Origin of the sequence: Brenneria izadpanahii, assembly GCF_017569925.1 — a bacterium.
Lineage (GTDB): Bacteria > Pseudomonadota > Gammaproteobacteria > Enterobacterales > Enterobacteriaceae > Brenneria > Brenneria izadpanahii.
On sequence record NZ_CP050854.1, the window covers coordinates 4,528,271 to 4,544,960 of the forward strand.

14 protein-coding genes and 1 tRNA gene are annotated in these 16,690 nt (G+C 55.8%); all 15 read right to left on the reverse strand.

All coding sequences use genetic code 11. The features are described from left to right. Nucleotides 1-63 precede the first annotated feature (63 nt). Complete coding sequence (locus HC231_RS20185) at nucleotides 64-1,920, reverse strand: DEAD/DEAH family ATP-dependent RNA helicase (protein ID WP_208228466.1); 1,857 nt, start codon at nucleotides 1,918-1,920, stop codon at nucleotides 64-66. Next, nucleotides 1,910-1,987 (reverse strand): protein YrbN, encoded by a 78-nt coding sequence (gene yrbN / locus HC231_RS24435; protein WP_121514196.1) that lies wholly within the window; start codon nucleotides 1,985-1,987, stop codon nucleotides 1,910-1,912. Before yrbN ends, HC231_RS20185 begins: the two co-directional genes overlap by 11 nt. Nucleotides 1,988-2,097: 110 nt before the next feature. Further along, entirely contained in the window at nucleotides 2,098-2,982 is an 885-nt protein-coding gene (gene nlpI, locus HC231_RS20195; protein ID WP_208228467.1) for a lipoprotein NlpI, read from the reverse strand. Nucleotides 2,983-3,108: 126 nt separating this feature from the next. Continuing rightward, nucleotides 3,109-5,232, reverse strand: coding sequence for a polyribonucleotide nucleotidyltransferase (gene pnp / locus HC231_RS20200; RefSeq protein WP_208228468.1), 2,124 nt, complete (start codon nucleotides 5,230-5,232; stop codon nucleotides 3,109-3,111). 255 nt (nucleotides 5,233-5,487) lie between these two features. Then, nucleotides 5,488-5,757, reverse strand: coding sequence for a 30S ribosomal protein S15 (rpsO, locus tag HC231_RS20205; RefSeq protein ID WP_048636268.1), 270 nt, complete (start codon nucleotides 5,755-5,757; stop codon nucleotides 5,488-5,490). A gap of 122 nt (nucleotides 5,758-5,879) precedes the next feature. After that, nucleotides 5,880-6,824, reverse strand: coding sequence for a tRNA pseudouridine(55) synthase TruB (truB, locus tag HC231_RS20210; protein WP_208228469.1), 945 nt, complete (start codon nucleotides 6,822-6,824; stop codon nucleotides 5,880-5,882). Then, nucleotides 6,824-7,222 (reverse strand): 30S ribosome-binding factor RbfA, encoded by a 399-nt coding sequence (gene rbfA / locus HC231_RS20215; protein WP_208228470.1) that lies wholly within the window; start codon nucleotides 7,220-7,222, stop codon nucleotides 6,824-6,826. The genes truB and rbfA overlap by 1 nt, the downstream gene beginning before the upstream one ends. Before the next feature lie 72 nt (nucleotides 7,223-7,294). After that, nucleotides 7,295-10,003: a translation initiation factor IF-2 gene (infB, locus tag HC231_RS20220; protein WP_208228471.1), complete on the reverse strand. Its 2,709-nt coding sequence runs from the start codon at nucleotides 10,001-10,003 to the stop codon at nucleotides 7,295-7,297. Between the two features lie 25 nt (nucleotides 10,004-10,028). Continuing rightward, on the reverse strand, nucleotides 10,029-11,540 hold the full coding sequence (nusA, locus tag HC231_RS20225; protein WP_208228472.1) for a transcription termination factor NusA: 1,512 nt from the start codon (nucleotides 11,538-11,540) through the stop codon (nucleotides 10,029-10,031). 21 nt (nucleotides 11,541-11,561) lie between these two features. Then, nucleotides 11,562-12,014, reverse strand: coding sequence for a ribosome maturation factor RimP (gene rimP, locus HC231_RS20230; RefSeq protein WP_208228473.1), 453 nt, complete (start codon nucleotides 12,012-12,014; stop codon nucleotides 11,562-11,564). 218 nt (nucleotides 12,015-12,232) lie between these two features. Further along, a tRNA-Met gene (locus HC231_RS20235) sits at nucleotides 12,233-12,309 on the reverse strand. 410 nt (nucleotides 12,310-12,719) lie between these two features. Then, nucleotides 12,720-13,508, reverse strand: a complete 789-nt coding sequence (locus tag HC231_RS20240; RefSeq protein WP_208228474.1) for an energy transducer TonB — start codon at nucleotides 13,506-13,508, stop codon at nucleotides 12,720-12,722. Next, complete coding sequence (tolR, locus tag HC231_RS20245) at nucleotides 13,505-13,954, reverse strand: protein TolR (RefSeq protein WP_208228475.1); 450 nt, start codon at nucleotides 13,952-13,954, stop codon at nucleotides 13,505-13,507. The genes HC231_RS20240 and tolR overlap by 4 nt, the downstream gene beginning before the upstream one ends. Nucleotides 13,955-13,967: 13 nt before the next feature. Continuing rightward, a complete protein-coding gene (gene tolQ / locus HC231_RS20250; RefSeq protein ID WP_208228476.1) occupies nucleotides 13,968-14,678 on the reverse strand; it encodes a protein TolQ in 711 nt (236 codons plus the stop codon). 63 nt (nucleotides 14,679-14,741) lie between these two features. Beyond that, nucleotides 14,742-16,682, reverse strand: a complete 1,941-nt coding sequence (locus HC231_RS20255) for a phytase (RefSeq protein ID WP_208228477.1) — start codon at nucleotides 16,680-16,682, stop codon at nucleotides 14,742-14,744. Between the last annotated feature and the right edge of the window lie 8 nt (nucleotides 16,683-16,690).

Sequence of the window (16,690 nt, forward strand, 5' to 3'; positions counted from 1 at the left end):
ATCAAAAAATATCAGAATGTTAAATATCCGCCGGCGGATATTGTATTTCCTGATGTGACTCGATTACGCATCGGCCGGACGGCGACGCGGCGCGCGCGGCGCGGCATCACGATTGAAAGTACGTCCACGGCGCTCGCCGCCATTCCCTTCACGGCGTTCGCCGTTACTGTAGGAACGACGCGGCGCACCGTCACGACGATCGCCGCCGGGACGGCCGCCACGGCGTTCGCCGTTTCGGTCATGCGGCTGAGCATCGCCCAGTAACTGCATGTTCATCGGCTTATTCAGAATGCGGGTGCGGGTAAAGTGCGACAATAGATCGCCCGGCATTCCTTTCGGCAGTTCAATCGTTGAGTGAGAAGCAAACAGCTTGATGTTGCCGATATAGCGGCTGCTGATATCGCCTTCGTTGGCGATCGCCCCCACAATATGACGAACTTCCACGCCGTCGTCACGACCCACTTCAATACGATACAGCTCCATATCACCCACATCACGGCGTTCACGACGCGGCGGACGATCGCCGTCACGACGACGGTCGCCGCGGGAATCGTCACGATCGCGGAATTCGCGGCGCGGACGACGATCGAATACCGGATCCGGCGGCAGAATCAGCGGACGTTCACCCTGCGCCATTTTCAGCAGTGCGGCGGCCAGGGTTTCCATATCCAGCTCTTCCTCGGGCTGTAATTTAGGCAACAGCGCGCGATACATATCCAGATCGCTGCTTTCCAGCTGCTGTTGCACCTTAGCGGCGAACTTCGCCAGACGACGTTGCCCCAGCAGTTCAGCGTTCGGCAGCTCAACTTCAGGGATAGTCAGCTTCATGGTGCGTTCAACGTTACGCAGCAAACGGCGCTCGCGGTTTTCGACAAACAGCAATGCGCGACCGGCGCGGCCGGCGCGGCCGGTACGGCCGATACGGTGAACGTAAGACTCGGCATCCATCGGGATATCGTAGTTGACCACCAAGCTGATGCGATCGACGTCCAAACCACGGGCGGCGACGTCGGTTGCGATCAGAATATCCAGGCGGCCGTCTTTCAGGCGTTCCAGCGTCTGTTCACGCAGAGCCTGGTTCATGTCGCCGTTTAACGCGGCGCTGTTATAACCGCTGCGCTCTAAAGCCTCAGCCACTTCCAACGTCGCGTTTTTGGTACGCACGAAAATAATCGCCGCATCAAAATCTTCCGCTTCCAGGAAACGCACCAGCGCTTCATTCTTACGCAGACCATGAACAGTCCAGTAGCTCTGGCTGATATCAGGACGGGTAGTAATGCTGGACTGAATACGCACTTCCTGCGGATCCTTCATGAAACGGCGCGTAATGCGGCGAATCGCTTCCGGCATGGTGGCGGAGAACAGCGCGGTCTGATGTTCAGCCGGGATCTGAGCCATGATGTTTTCAACATCTTCGATAAAGCCCATACGCAACATTTCATCGGCTTCATCCAGCACCAGACCGCTCAGGTTGGACAGATCCAGCGTACCGCGCTTCAGGTGATCCAGCAGACGTCCCGGCGTACCGACAACGATCTGAGCGCCGCCGCGTAAAGCGCGCAGTTGTACGTCGTAACGTTGACCGCCATATAAGGCAACCACGTTCACGCCATGCATATGTTTAGCAAAATCATTACAGGCTTCGGCAACCTGTACGGCCAATTCGCGGGTTGGGGCCAGCACCAGCATCTGCGGCGCTTTTAATTCGGGTTTGAGATTATTCAGCAATGGCAGCGCAAATGCCGCGGTTTTACCACTACCGGTCTGTGCCATCCCCAGCACATCACGACCACTCAGTAAATGAGGAATACATTCCGCCTGGATCGGCGATGGTTTTTCGTAGCCCAGATCGGTCAGGGCATTAATAATTGGAGCACTCAGCCCCAAATCAGCAAACGAGGTTTCAAGCTCAGTAGTCATGTACACGTGCCTCATAAATGGCGGCCAGTCTACATAACTCGTCGAGAAAATTTTCAGTCATTTTCATTGAAAAGTGTGAACCGGCTCAAATTGGATTAATAAGCGAACAAAAAAGCCCTCACCCGCGAAGGTGATAACGATAACCGTAGTTTCAGGGCTGATAGTGTTGTTCGTCAGCTATTGCTGGTCCGATCCTGATAGGTCGTCTTGCTCTTGGCCTAATAGCGCCAATTCCAACAATGCATAGCGGTGCTCAACAAAATTATGAACATTGTTAGCAACCGTCAGCTTGAACAGCGCCAAAGCGGTGTTCTTGTCCCCCAGACTTAGGTAGTGCTTACCTAAATAGAAGTCAGTTTCACTGAGATGCTCAGCGAGCGAAGTGTTATCCGTAGCCTCTTCCTGCAAACGGGTCATCAGCACTTTTTCGCTGATACCGTCCAGGTAGAATTCGACAATATTCCATCCCCACGGCCCTTTCTGCGCCCCGTCATAGCGTTTCTGCAACGCTACTTTGGCCGTCTCCGGATTGATTTCTCGCTCCGCAAGATACAGCCACAACGAACGGAAAGGATCATTTGGATCGTCTCGATAAAACGCCAGCAGATCATCCTGCGCTAACAGGTAACGACCGCCATAATACAAAGCGATGCCCCGGTTTAAACGCGCGTAATTGTAAGTTGGATCAAGCTCTAGTACAGAATCAAACGCTTCATAGGCAGCATCAAAATTGCCTGCCTGCGTTAAGTAAATACCCAGATAGTTAAAAACCTCTGGCATATCAGGGCGGATAGTCAGCGCTTGTGAAAAATCATTTCGCGCTAACGCTCGCAACCCTAAGCTATCATACAGCACTCCGCGCTCATATAATAGCTGTGCTCGCTCATCATCGGTTAATGCCCGGCTGGCAAGAATTTGTTCCATGCGTGCCAGAATTACTTCCTGCTGCAAAGTAGGCTGTAATGGAATTGCCAATACCGCGTCTTTGCGCCAATCCGTGTTGCTGCATCCTGCCAGCATAAGAGCTGTCGCAACATAACACCAGCGCAAGAAAGGCTTCATTTCCCACTCCCGAAGACAAACATTGGATGAACATCCTGTCCCGGTTTGCTCAATATAAGGACGTCCGCTCCTTACGATCACAGCTCCTTACATGTAAGTAAGGAGCCGTACTACTGTTTTTAACAGTTATTCTCCCTCAGAAGGCGCTACCGCCGCTTCCTGAGGTTGAGCATTTGCTTCTTTAATGCTTAAGCGCACGCGACCCTGACGGTCAACTTCCAGTACCTTTACCGGAACTTCCTGACCCATTTGCAGGTAATCCGTCACTTTCTCAACTCGCTTATCGGCAATCTGAGAAATATGCACCAGACCTTCTTTACCGCCGCCGATAGCGACGAAAGCGCCAAAGTCTACGATACGCGTTACTTTACCCTGATAGATACGCCCAACTTCGATTTCAGCCGTAATCTCTTCGATACGACGAATCGCGTTTTTGGCTTTCTCGCCATCGGTAGAAGCAATCTTCACTGTACCATCATCTTCGATTTCGATGGTGGTGCCGGTTTCTTCGGTCAGCGCACGGATAACCGAGCCGCCTTTGCCGATAACGTCTTTGATCTTATCAGTACTAATCTTGATAGTGTGAATACGCGGCGCAAATTCAGAAATATCGCCACGCGGCGTACTGATTGCCTGTTCCATCACGCCCAGAATATGTAAACGCGCGCCTTTAGCCTGATTCAAGGCTACCTGCATGATTTCGCGGGTAATACCTTCGATTTTGATATCCATCTGCAACGCAGTGATACCCTCACGGCTACCGGCAACTTTAAAGTCCATATCGCCCAGATGATCTTCATCACCCAGAATATCGGACAGAACAACAAAGTTCTCGCCTTCTTTTACCAGCCCCATCGCAATACCGGCGACGGCGGCTTTAATCGGCACCCCCGCATCCATCAGCGCCAGAGAAGCGCCGCAGACAGAAGCCATGGAAGAAGAACCGTTGGATTCGGTAATTTCGGAAACCACGCGCACGGTGTACGGGAACTCGTTGGCTTTCGGCATAACGGCCAGTACGCCGCGTTTCGCCAAACGGCCATGACCGATTTCACGACGCTTCGGCGAACCGACCATACCGGTTTCCCCAACGGAATACGGAGGGAAGTTATAGTGCAGCAGGAAGCGATCGGTACGTTCGCCGGTCAGTTCATCAATGGTTTGAGCATCGCGTTCGGTGCCCAGCGTGGCGGTAACCAGCGCCTGAGTTTCGCCGCGGGTGAACAGCGCGGAGCCGTGGGTGCGCGGCAGTACGCCGGTACGCACATCCAGACCGCGGATCATATCTTTTTCACGGCCGTCGATACGCGGCTCGCCGCGCAGTACCCGGCTACGCACCACGTTTTTCTCGATGCCGCCCAGAATTTCCTGAATTTCAGCCGCGTCCAGCGTTTCATCTTCGGCTAATAAAGCAGCTTCGACATCGGCTTTAATCTCATCAACCTGCGCGTAACGTTCCTGTTTCTCCGTGATGCGGTAAGCATCGCCCAGGCGGGCTTCGGACAGTTCCTTCACACGTTGCTGCAAAGCGGCGTTAGTTTCCGGCGCATGCCAGTCCCACTTAGGCTTACCGGCTTCGGCAACCAGCGCGTTGATGTTTTCAATCACGACCTGCTGTTGCTCGTGGCCGAACACCACGGCGCCCAGCATCTGATCTTCACTTAACAGATCCGCTTCGGATTCAACCATCAGTACCGCGCCTTCGGTACCGGCGACCACCAGATCCAGACGGCTATCTTTCAGCTCGTCGGTCGTCGGGTTCAGCACATACTGGTCGTTCAGGTAACCAACGCGCGCCGCGCCGATCGGGCCGCCGAACGGGATGCCTGACAGGCTCAACGCTGCGGAAGCGCCGATCATCGCCACGATATCGGGATTGACCTGCGGGTTAACGGAAACCACGGTCGCAATAACCTGCACTTCATTCAGGAAGCCATCAGGGAACAGCGGACGAATCGGGCGGTCGATCAGGCGGGAAATCAGCGTTTCGCCTTCGCTCGGACGTCCTTCACGACGGAAGAAACCGCCTGGGATACGTCCGGCAGCGTAGGTACGCTCCTGATAGTTAACGGTCAGCGGGAAAAATCCCTGACCGGGTTTAGCCTGTTTAGCGCCAACGACGGTAACGAATACAGCCGTGTCATCCATGCTTACCATAACAGCGGCGGTAGCCTGGCGAGCCATCATACCTGTCTCTAAGGTGACGGTATGTTGCCCGTATTGAAATTTACGAACGATCGGATTCAGCAAAATAATATCCTTAACTGGGGCGCGTCACACCTGTTCAGAATAGACGCGCCAGTGGAACTTCCTGATCTTTGCATTACATCCTCGCGACTAATGACAACCTTTATCCTGCCCATGCAGGTAAAGCCTCTCATTAGCCGCGCGAACCTCTGCAACGAAAGATCATAATTAAAACAACAAATACATTACTCTGTTTTACCGGCGCTTCCTAGAAGAAAGGGGCCCACAAAAGGCCCCTTCCTACTGAAACTCGCCAGATTAGCGACGCAGACCCAGACGCTCGATCAGGCTGGTGTAACGCGCTACATCTTTACGCTTCAGGTAGTCCAGCAGCTTACGGCGCTGAGAAACCATGCGCAGCAGACCACGACGGCTGTGGTGATCTTTTTTGTGCTCGGCAAAGTGACCTTGCAGGTGGTTGATCTGCGCAGTCAGCAAAGCAACCTGAACTTCGGTAGAACCGCTGTCGTTAGCGCCACGACCGAATTCCGCAACGATTTTAGCTTTAGCTTCAACACTTAGAGACATAGTAATACTCCAAAACATTATAGATAAAAAACAGGCGCCGATCTCTAATTCAGCCACCCAATAGTTAAGCCGCGCTATTCTACTCTTAGCCTCATCCGATAGCAAGGCAGCAACAGCGGTAGTTATTCCTGAAATTCGACCACCAAACGACGGGGAGCGACTCGTCCGTCGTCGTCGATTTCTCCCATGCCGATGAATTTATGCTCATCGCCTTCGGTAATGCGCACCATCCCGTCCAGAGGCGCGCCCGCGGCCTGAACCGCTTGCCCCAATTTCAGGTATCCGGCGGTAACCGGCGTTAAATTCACTTCGGGGAAATGCATGGCCGGGCTTTCCATCGGCATCAGCAACGGATCGAGACTCAGCGCCGGCGAACGCTCCTCAGCCTGCGCCCGTTCCAGTAAGGCGTACAACTTATCCAACGTCACCATCCGCTCTACCGGATAGGCCGCAACCTGCAGGCGGCGCAGGTAAATCACATGCGCGCCGCAGCCGAGCTTCTCACCCAAATCGTCAATGATGGTGCGAATATAGGTGCCTTTCGAGCAGTGAATTTCCAGCTCAAGCTCATCCCCCTCGCAGCGGATAAACAGCAGCTCATAAACGGTAATATCGCGCGCCTCGCGCGGAACGACCAGCCCCTGGCGGGCGTACTCATAGAGCGGACGCCCCTGATGCTTCAACGCCGAATACATCGAAGGAACCTGTTGCGTCGTACCGCGAAAACTTTCCAGCGCGGCATCCAGTTCAGCGGAAGAAAAAGTTATCGGACGCTCTTCGATCACATTGCCGTCTGCATCCGAGGTATCCGTCCGCTGTCCAAGACGGGCAATAACGCGATAGCGTTTATCAGAATCCAGCAGATAGCGCGAAAATTTCGTCGCTTCGCCCAGACAGATCGGCAACATGCCGGTCGCCAGCGGATCCAGCGCCCCCGTATGGCCCGCCTTATTGGCGTTAAAAATCCGTTTTACTTTCTGCAACACGTCATTAGACGACATACCCTGCGGTTTATCTAATAACAATACGCCGTGAACATCACGGCCGCGGCGGCGAGGACGACTCATTAATCCTCCTGATCTTCGCCCGCGGCCGAACGACGTTCGGCGTCATGTCTGACAACGTTAGTAACCAGATTGGACATTCTCATCCCTTCAACCAGAGAATTGTCGTAGGAAAACGTCAGTTCGGGCACCACGCGCAGGCGCATCGCCTTACCCAGCAACACACGGATAAAACCCGAGGCGTCCTGCAGCGCCTTAACCGCCGTTTTTACCTGCTCCGGTTCGTTATCGTTTAGAAACGTCACAAAAACTTTGGCGTAAGCCAAATCGCGTGAAACTTCAACGCCGGATACGGTAGCCATACCAATCCGCGGATCTTTCACTTCCCGTTGAATAATAATGGCGATTTCTTTTTGCATTTCCTGCGCTACGCGCTGGGTGCGGCTGAATTCTTTTGCCATGTTGAATCCTCAAGTAAAAATCGGGGGGCGCAAGGCCCCCATGAATAACTTATCGCATTGCTTAACGCCGAATTAAGCAATCGTGCGTTTGATCTCGATCGTTTCGAAAACTTCGATCACGTCGCCGGCACGGACATCATTGTAGTTCTTCACGCCGATACCACATTCCATACCGCTACGCACTTCGTTGACGTCATCTTTAAAGCGGCGCAGGGACTCAAGCTCGCCTTCATAGATAACCACGTTGTCGCGCAGTACGCGGATCCGGTTGTGACGTTTAACCACGCCTTCCGTCACCATACAGCCGGCGATAGCGCCAAACTTCGGTGATTTGAAGACATCGCGAACTTCAGCCAGACCGATGATCTCTTGCTTGTATTCCGGCGCCAACATACCGCTCATCGCCTGTTTGACTTCGTCAATCAGGTCATAGATAACTGAATAGTAGCGCAGATCCAGATTTTCGGATTCGACAATACGGCGAGCGGAAGCATCAGCACGGACGTTAAAGCCGAGGATAATCGCATTCGACGCGGCGGCCAGCGTGGCATCCGTTTCTGTAATGCCGCCCACGCCGGAACCGACGATTTTCACCTTCACTTCATCGGTGGACAGTTTTTCCAGCGCATCGGAAATCGCTTCGCAGGAGCCCTGAACGTCGGACTTGAGCACGATATTCAGTTCGGAAACTTCACCTTCCGTCATGTTGGCAAACATGTTTTCCAGTTTGGATTTCTGCTGACGAGCCAGTTTGACTTCGCGGAATTTACCCTGACGATACAGCGCCACTTCACGCGCTTTCTTCTCGTCGCGGACCACGGTCGCTTCATCACCCGCCGCCGGCACGCCGGACAAGCCAAGAATTTCCACCGGAATCGACGGGCCCGCGGCTGTGATTTCACGTCCCAATTCGTCGCGCATCGCACGAACACGGCCGTATTCAAACCCACACAGCACGATATCGCCTTTGTTCAGCGTACCCTCGCGCACCAGAACGGTGGCGACCGGACCACGGCCTTTATCCAGGAAGGATTCGATCACCACGCCGCTGGCCATACCGCTGCGGATAGCTTTCAGTTCCAGCACTTCCGCCTGCAACAGAATGGCGTCCAGCAGTTCATCAATCCCCGTGCCCGCTTTGGCGGATACATGAACAAACTGAGAATCGCCGCCCCACTCTTCCGGCATGATGCCGTACTGAGACAGTTCGGTTTTAACCCGATCGGGATCGGCTTCCGGTTTATCAATCTTGTTCACCGCGACGACAACCGGCACCTGAGCCGCTTTAGCGTGCTGGATGGCTTCAATTGTCTGCGGCATCACGCCGTCATCCGCGGCGACGACCAGCACCACGATATCCGTCGCCTGAGCGCCGCGGGCGCGCATGGCGGTAAACGCGGCGTGTCCGGGCGTATCCAGGAAGGTGATCATGCCGTTGTCGGTTTCAACGTGATAAGCGCCGATATGCTGAGTGATCCCGCCGGCTTCGCCAGCGGCGACTTTGGTTGAACGAATATAGTCCAGCAATGAGGTTTTACCATGGTCAACGTGACCCATGATGGTGACGACCGGAGCGCGGGATTCAGCCGCCGCGCCGGTATCACGGTCGCTCATTACCGCTTCTTCAAGCTCGTTCTCACGACGCAAAATAACCTTATGGCCCATCTCTTCGGCAACCAGTTGCGCGGTTTCCTGATCGATGACCTGGTTAATCGTGGCCATGGCGCCCAGCTTCATCATCACTTTGATGACCTGAGAACCTTTCACCGCCATTTTATTGGCTAATTCGGCAACGGTAACCGTTTCGCCGATGACGACATCACGGTTAACCGCCTGAGCAGGCTTGTTGAAGCTTTGCTGCAACGTACTTGGCTTACGCTTGCCTTTACCGCCGCGGGTAACGGCGCGGGCCTCTTCGCGGTCGGCTTTAGATTCGGACAGACGATTGCCTTTCTTCTGTTTGGTCGCTTTGCTGCGGCCGCCACGGCTACGACGCTCGCCTTCAACCTGACGATCGCTTTCATCTTCCGCTTCGCGGGCATGATGCGAGGTGGTCACATGATAATCCGCGGCCTCTTCAGGCTTCTCGTTTTCCGCTTCCCAGCGCCCGGCATTTTCTTCTGCCATACGGCGGGCTTCTTCAGCGATGCGTCGAGCTTCTTCTTCAACTTTGAGGCGAGCGGCTTCTTCCGCTTTACGCTTAAGTTCGGCGGCTTCGGCTTCGCGTCTGGCTTTTTCAGCCTGAGCAGGCTTGGTTACATTATCGTTTTGTTGATTAATCACTTTTTCTTTTTCCGCTACATCACGCTTAGCTTTTTCAGCGGCCTCACGTTTGGCTTGCTCTTCGGCAGCACGTTTAGCTTTATCAGCGGCCTCGCGCTTGGCTTTTTCTTCCGCCTCGCGTTTGGCGCGCTCTTCAGCAGCGCGTTGTGCCTGTTCTTCCGCTTCACGCCGTGCCTGCTCTTCCTCTTCCGCCTTTTGAGCATCGAGAGGATCGCGTTTTACATAAGTGCGTTTCTTGCGGACTTCAATCTGCACTGATTTACTCTTTCCGCCAGTGCTCGGAATATTTAACGTGCTACGCGTTTTCCGCTGCAGTGTCAATTTGCCCGGCGCAATTCCACGATCTCGGTTCAGGTGCGCCAGTAATGTTTCTTTTTCGTGCTGGGTCACAGAATCCGATGCAGACTTGGTGATTCCCGCATCAGCAAACTGCTGTATCAGGCGGTCAACCGAAGTCTGAATCTCTGTGGCCAGCGATTTTACGGTTACATCTGTCATGCTGTTCCTTTCCTGCTACAGTTCGTTATTCGTTTTCGTCGCCAAACCAACAGATATTGCGGGCGGCCATAATCAGCTCGCCGGCTTTTTCATCATTCAGCTCTTCAATATCCGTCAGGTCGTCAACACCCTGCTCAGCAAGATCTTCCAGCGTGCAAATGCCGCGCGCCGCCAGCTTAAATGCCATTTCACGCGACAGGCCAGGTAAACTGAGCAAATCGTCCGCGGGTTGGCCGTCACCGCGGCTTTCTTCATGCGCCAACGCCAGCGTGGTTAACGCGGCTTTAGCTCGCTCACGCAAGACTTCGACGGTCTCTTCATCAAGGCCTTCGATTGCCAGTAACTCTTTGATCGGCACATAGGCCAACTCTTCAAGCGAAGAGAAACCTTCTTCAACCAGTACGGTGGCGAACTCTTCGTCGATATCCAGGTGCTTGGTAAAGACATCGATGGCGGCATGCGCTTCGGCCTGATGCTTGGCCTGAAGATCTTCCACGGTCATGACGTTCAGTTCCCAACGGTCATCTGAACGATGCTGTTTTAACAGTTGGGAAGCCAGACGCACGTTCTGACCGTTACGGCCAATGGCCTGAGCCAGATTGCTGGACTCAACGGCGATATCCATCGTACAGGTATCTTCGTCAACCACGATGGAAACGACGTCGGCCGGAGCCATGGCATTGATGACAAACTGCGCGGGATTATCGTCCCACAGGATGATATCAATACGCTCGCCGCCAAGCTCGCTGGACACGGCCTGTACCCGCGCGCCGCGCATCCCGACGCAGGCGCCGACCGGATCGATACGCTTGTCATTGGTTTTCACCGCGATTTTCGCACGGGAACCCGGATCGCGGGCAGCGGCCTTGATCTCAATGACCTCTTCACCGATTTCCGGCACTTCAATACGGAAGAGTTCGACCAGCATTTCCGGACGGGAACGGCTAACAAACAGTTGAGCGCCGCGGGCTTCAGGGCGAACGGCGTAAAGCACGCCGCGAATGCGATCGCCAGGGCGGAAGTTTTCACGCGGCAACATGTCTTCGCGGCCGATAACCGCTTCGGCGTTGTTACCCAAATCCAGAGAGATATTATCACGGTTAACTTTCTTCACGACGCCGGTGACAATCTCGCCTTCCTGTTCGCGGAACTGATCGACAACCATGGCGCGTTCAGCTTCGCGCACCTTCTGTACAATAACCTGTTTCGCGGTTTGCGTGGTAATACGGTCGAACGTGACGGACTCAATCTGATCTTCGACGTAATCGCCGACATCAAGGGAAGGATTTTCAAACTGAGCCGCGTCCAGCGTGATTTCACGCGTTGGCTGAGTAACTTCGTTAACCACCAGCCAGCGGCGGAAAGTATCGAAATCGCCGGTTTTGCGATCGATACTGACGCGAACATCGATTTCCTGTTCGTATTTTTTCTTGGTTGCCGTTGCCAGTGCGGTTTCCAACGCTTCAAAAATCTTTTCACGCGGAACGGCTTTTTCGTTGGAAACTGCTTCAACAACAGCCAGAATCTCTTTATTCATCCTAGTTGCCTCATCCAAACTTTAAAAGTGGGGTACCAGGTTCGCTTTCTGGATGTTGCTCAGCGCGAACACTTCGTCTTTGCCTTCCACTGTTATGGTGATCATTTCGCCTTCAACGGCTTTAATAATCCCCGACCATTTACGGCGATTCTGGACCGCCATGCGCAGTACCACCGTCACCTCTTCACCGATGAAACGCGCATAGTGCGCGGCCGTGAACAAGGGACGATCAAGTCCCGGAGACGACACTTCCAGGTTATAGGCAACAGAGATCGGATCTTCAACATCCAATACTGCACTGACCTGATGGCTGACATCAGCACAATCATCAACAGTGATGCCATCTTCACTATCAATATAGATACGCAGCGTCGATTGGCGACCCCGGATGAACTCAATGCCGACCAATTCAAAGCCTAACGCTTCGACCGGTGCTGAAATCATCTCTGTTAATTTTTGCTCTAATGTGGACAAGCCCACCCCCAAGACATAAAAAAAGGGCTTAATAGCCCAGTAATTCTGTTACCAAATAACAAAAAACCCCGATATATCGGGGCTTTATGCAACTGGACCCTATTACCGCCAAACAGCGCGGCATAACTTTCGGTTAAGGATTTTTTTCAAACGACTGTGAAAGCGATGGAGATGTGTTGAACAGCCTATTTGAAAAAAACACTACCCGGAAAGTTAACTGGTTGCGGGGGCCGGATTTGAACCGACGACCTTCGGGTTATGAGCCCGACGAGCTACCATGCTGCTCCACCCCGCGTCCGAAAACGTGGCAAATACTACGCTGACAACTGCCAAAATGCAAGTTATCAATAGGATTGATACAGGACGGGAACTTGAAGAGTTAACCTATTGTATTGATATACAAAGGCTCCGGTCAACGCCATGCGGACGGCCCCTGACCAAACTAATATCCGCAGACCAAATCACCGCATTTTATTTATCATCCACAAACTCGCTGCGATAACAAACCGGCAATCCAGGATCCAAACGCGCTGCGGCATAATACCCATGACGCAAGAAGAAAGCAAAACCTTATCGCCATCCATCTCCCGGCTTCCCCTTTAGCCGTAATAACATCAGGTTAAACGTCGGACATTATCCGCCCGCCGGTATCCCTGATTCTGCCGGGCAGGCGCCTTAACCACCGGCAGCCGGCCCGCCGAACGGTCACTTAATCCGGTAGTGAAAAGTATTCTTAACCTGCGGCACGTCGACCGGCTGACCGTTGATGATGCGCGGCTGATAGCGAAAGGTTCTGGCGGCGCTGAGGGATGGCCGCACAAACATCGGGTTGCAGTCGCTTTCCGCCCGGGGATCCTCCACCTCGCCCCGCCGGTTTACCCGGTAAACCACGGTACAGTCCCCTTCAATCTTTCTGCTTAACGCTTTCTCCGGATAGTCCGGCGCCTGTTTGCTGATAGGCAGATACTGGCGCGCCGACATATCCGCCGCCTGCCGGGCGTTTTCCGCCGCCGCGCGCTCGGCGGCCTGACGCTGCTGCGCCGACTGCCGGCGCTGTTCGTCCTCGGCTTTCTGCTGAGCCAGGCGCTGTTGCTGCTGGCGTTGCTTCTCCTGCGCCTGACGCCGCGCCTGTTCCGCTTTGCGCGTCCGCTCCTGTTGCTGACGCGCCGGTAACCCTTTATCCGGCGTCGCAGGCGGCGTTACCGGTGCGGGGGCGGGAGGTGCAACCGGCGGCGTTTGCGGCGGCGTGAACGCCGGTTCCGGCGCTGGCGGCGGCGCGACGGGCGGCGCTTCGCTCGGCTGCGCAATCGGCAGCGTGACCAGCGTCGTGTGAAGATGGCGGATAACCGGAGCCGGCGGCGTTCTCATCTGCCAGTGCTGCAACAACAACGCCCCCGCGGCCAGATGTACCGCCAACGCGATCGCGGCAGCGGCGGCGCGCGGCCAGATATCCTGTTTGTTCACGGCGTCATCGAAATAGTCGCTGGCGCTCATTGCGGCGCCTCGGTAATCAGACCGATGTTTTCAATCCCGCTTTTTTGCAGCGCGGCCATACAGGCGACCACGCTGCCGTAATTGGCGGCCTGATCCGCGCGAATATACACCTGAGTGTCGCCCTTATCGGCGACGATCGCCGCAATCCGGCTGCTCATCTCTTCCAGCGTAACGGCCAGCGTCGAGTCGTCGCGCTGTTCGGGCTGAACGTCGCTGGCCAGATTCCAGTAATAAGTAGAGTCGGCTTTTACCGACAACGTCAGAATTTGCCGTTGGCTGTCGGCGGGCAGCGGCTCGCTGGCCACTTTGGGCAGTTCGAGCTTCACGCCCTGCATCAGCATCGGCGCGGTAACCATAAAAATCACCAGAAGCACCAGCATGACGTCAATATAAGGAACAACGTTCATTTCGGCTTTCGGACTATAGCGTAACGGTGGTCTGCGCATAAACGACTCCTGATCAGGCGGACTGGGAAACCGAGGCGCGGGCCGAAAGGTGCAGCCGGCGATGCAAATATCCCTGCAACTCATTGGCGAAACTGTAATAACGGTTCACCAGCGTCTGCGTACGGGCGGTAAAGCGGTTGTAGAAAATGACTGCGGGAATGGCGGCAAACAGTCCGATGGCCGTGGCGATCAGCGCTTCCGCGATACCCGGCGCCACGGTATTCAGCGTCGCCTGCTGGACGTGCGACAAGCCGATAAAGGCATTCATAATGCCCCACACGGTGCCGAACAGACCGATATAGGGACTGACCGAGCCTATCGTCGCCAGCATCGCCAGACCGTTGGTTAAACGCTCCTCCTGTTCGGCGATGGCGACATGCAGACTGTGTTCGACGCCGGATGAGACGGCCTCGGGCGATACGCCGGGCGCCTCGGTCAGTTGCCGATACTCCTGCCAGGCGGCGGAAAAAATGTGCCGCGCGCCGGCGTCGCGGGCGGTATTTTGCTGAATGTCGCGCTGGAGCGACGCCGGGTCGCCGTCCTGGCGAAAGCGCCGGCGAAACGCAACGATATCCTTCTCGCTGCTGCGCAGCACGCGCCCGTGCGCCACAATTAAATACCATGAGATCAGCGATCCCAGCAGCAGGATCGCCATCACGCACTGCACCAGCGGACTGGCGTTGCCGATCAGGCCGCCGAGCGTCATTGAGTTATCAATAGCCATCTTGTTTTCCTTGCGGTTGCCCGCACGCCGAACGGAAGTCGCGGCGGGCGGGGTGTATAAAAATCAGTCGTCCAGATGCAATGCTTCGGCAATCGCCGACCAGGAAAGATATTTATAGTTTTGCGCCTGCTCCGGCATACGGTTGCGGCCATCCTGCACCACCAGCATGCCCTGCCGCCATGGGCCGCCGAGATCGGCGGAGGTGACCTCCAGCCCATCGGTTTCGGAAGCGCCGTCAATGCCCGACTCGGCGTTGAGTCCGATACGGAACGCGCCGCGCAGGGCGTAAGGGGGCAACGCGTCAAGCACCAGATAACTGCTGTTGCCCTGGCTCGATATCACCAGGTAGCTATGCCGACGGCCCTGATATATCGCCATCCCCTCAATGTCGGGCTGTAGCGCGCCGCCCGCGGCGATAACCTGCTGCAGCCGCGCGGGTTCGCCCGGACGGGCATCCAGCGCGTGAACGGCGACATCTTCCTCGCCGACGAACAGACGCTGCCGGCGATCGTCCGCCACACAGCCCTCCGGCTGGCTCGGCAGGCTGAATTCGCGCACCACCTCGCCGCGTACGCCGCCGCGATCGCCCTGCAAACGGTATTGCAGAAAGCGTCCGCCCTTATCGTTGACGATGGCGTAAATCTCGCCCTGTTGATCCTTAAACATGCATAGTCCGTAAACCTCCGGCAGCGGCGTGGCGATCTCCCCCAGTTCAGCGACCTCCCCGCTTTGAGGCGCGATCGAGAACAGATGCAGCGAGTTGTTATCCCGGTTGCTGGCGACGGCCAGGTCGATGGTTTTGCCGTCCAGCAGCAATCCTTTGCGCAGATCCACATTGTTAATTCGCCCGACCGGCAGATCCTGCAACTTACGGCCTTGCAGGTCGTATACCAGCAGCCCGCGCTGTTTGTCCGTCGCCAGAATGCGGCTGGCGGCGCCGTCAACCGGATTAACCCAGATGGCCGGGTCGTCGGCGGCGTCTCCCAGACTGGTCACCGGTTCGGTTTCAAGCCCGGCGGGCAATACCGGCGTTATCGGCAGCGGCGCGGCGGCCGGCGGCGTCCAGTCCAGGCGGCCCTGATGCAGCCCCTGTTTGTCGGCGATAACCATCTCGACGCCCGATCCTTGCGCGCGCATCGTCAGCGTCTGCGGTTTTTTCAGCCCCGGCAGCGGCAGCGAAGAATCGGCCTGCCAGCTATCTTCCACGTAACGGTAGCGATACAGACGCCGGTTTTTCGGATCCAGCGCCACTACCGCATCCGGTAAAACAGCCATGCCGGCCAACTCGCCGCCGATCGAACCGAACGGCTGGCGCAGATCGACGGGGCGGCGCAACAGCGGCGCTTCAGCCTGCGCGTCATAAGCCCACAGGCCGACCGCTTCTTCGTTGACGTACAGTAGCCCCCGACGATCGTCCGCCTGGCAGTACTCGCTTTTCGGCGGCATACTCAGGTCGCGCACTTTACGCGGCGTGGCCAGCGGGCGGGTTCCCTGCGCCACCAGCCACTGCTCGCCCATGCCGTTATCGCCGATCAAAAACATAAAGCCGTTGTCCGCCTCATCGCGGAACAGGCAACCGCCCTCGACCTTAAAGGGCCGGGCCGGCAGACGGCGCACGCTTTCCCACTGGCGTTTGCCCGCATCCAATCGCGCCAGCATCGGCTGCTGATGCGCCTTATCCATAACCGCCACCAGCATCCCCGCGCCATCGGTACGCAGATCGAGCGATTCGTAGCTGCCGGGAAGGCCGATCAGCGTCGCGCCGTGACTATCCTGTAACAGCAGCCCCTGCGCAGCGCTCAGCATCAGACGATCCGCATCCGGCCAGAAACGATTGTCCGTCAGCAGGCGGACTTCGTCATTGTTGGCGCTGCCGGCGATCGCGCTAAGCCGTGGCGCCGCCGTCTCCGGCTCGGCGGCGCGGCTATCGTTGCCGACATTCAGTACCGCCCCCATCACGAATAAAGCGAGCGCCGCGGGTCTTGGTCTAAATCTGAAAAACATGCGCTAAT

Excerpts from the sequence above, each read along its gene's own strand:
- rpsO (WP_048636268.1), bottom strand. The coding sequence starts at position 5,757 with ATGTCTCTAAGTGTTGAAGCTAAAGCTAAAATCGTTGCGGAATTCGGT.
- infB (WP_208228471.1), bottom strand. The coding sequence starts at position 10,003 with ATGACAGATGTAACCGTAAAATCGCTGGCCACAGAGATTCAGACTTCG.
- HC231_RS20255 (WP_208228477.1), bottom strand. The coding sequence starts at position 16,682 with ATGTTTTTCAGATTTAGACCAAGACCCGCGGCGCTCGCTTTATTCGTG.
- truB (WP_208228469.1), bottom strand. The coding sequence starts at position 6,824 with ATGAGTCGTCCTCGCCGCCGCGGCCGTGATGTTCACGGCGTATTGTTA.
- nusA (WP_208228472.1), bottom strand. The coding sequence starts at position 11,540 with ATGAATAAAGAGATTCTGGCTGTTGTTGAAGCAGTTTCCAACGAAAAA.
- HC231_RS20185 (WP_208228466.1), bottom strand. The coding sequence starts at position 1,920 with ATGACTACTGAGCTTGAAACCTCGTTTGCTGATTTGGGGCTGAGTGCT.
- tolR (WP_208228475.1), bottom strand. The coding sequence starts at position 13,954 with ATGCGCAGACCACCGTTACGCTATAGTCCGAAAGCCGAAATGAACGTT.
- rbfA (WP_208228470.1), bottom strand. The coding sequence starts at position 7,222 with ATGGCAAAAGAATTCAGCCGCACCCAGCGCGTAGCGCAGGAAATGCAA.
- tolQ (WP_208228476.1), bottom strand. The coding sequence starts at position 14,678 with ATGGCTATTGATAACTCAATGACGCTCGGCGGCCTGATCGGCAACGCC.
- nlpI (WP_208228467.1), bottom strand. The coding sequence starts at position 2,982 with ATGAAGCCTTTCTTGCGCTGGTGTTATGTTGCGACAGCTCTTATGCTG.
- yrbN (WP_121514196.1), bottom strand. The coding sequence starts at position 1,987 with ATGAAAATGACTGAAAATTTTCTCGACGAGTTATGTAGACTGGCCGCC.
- HC231_RS20240 (WP_208228474.1), bottom strand. The coding sequence starts at position 13,508 with ATGAGCGCCAGCGACTATTTCGATGACGCCGTGAACAAACAGGATATC.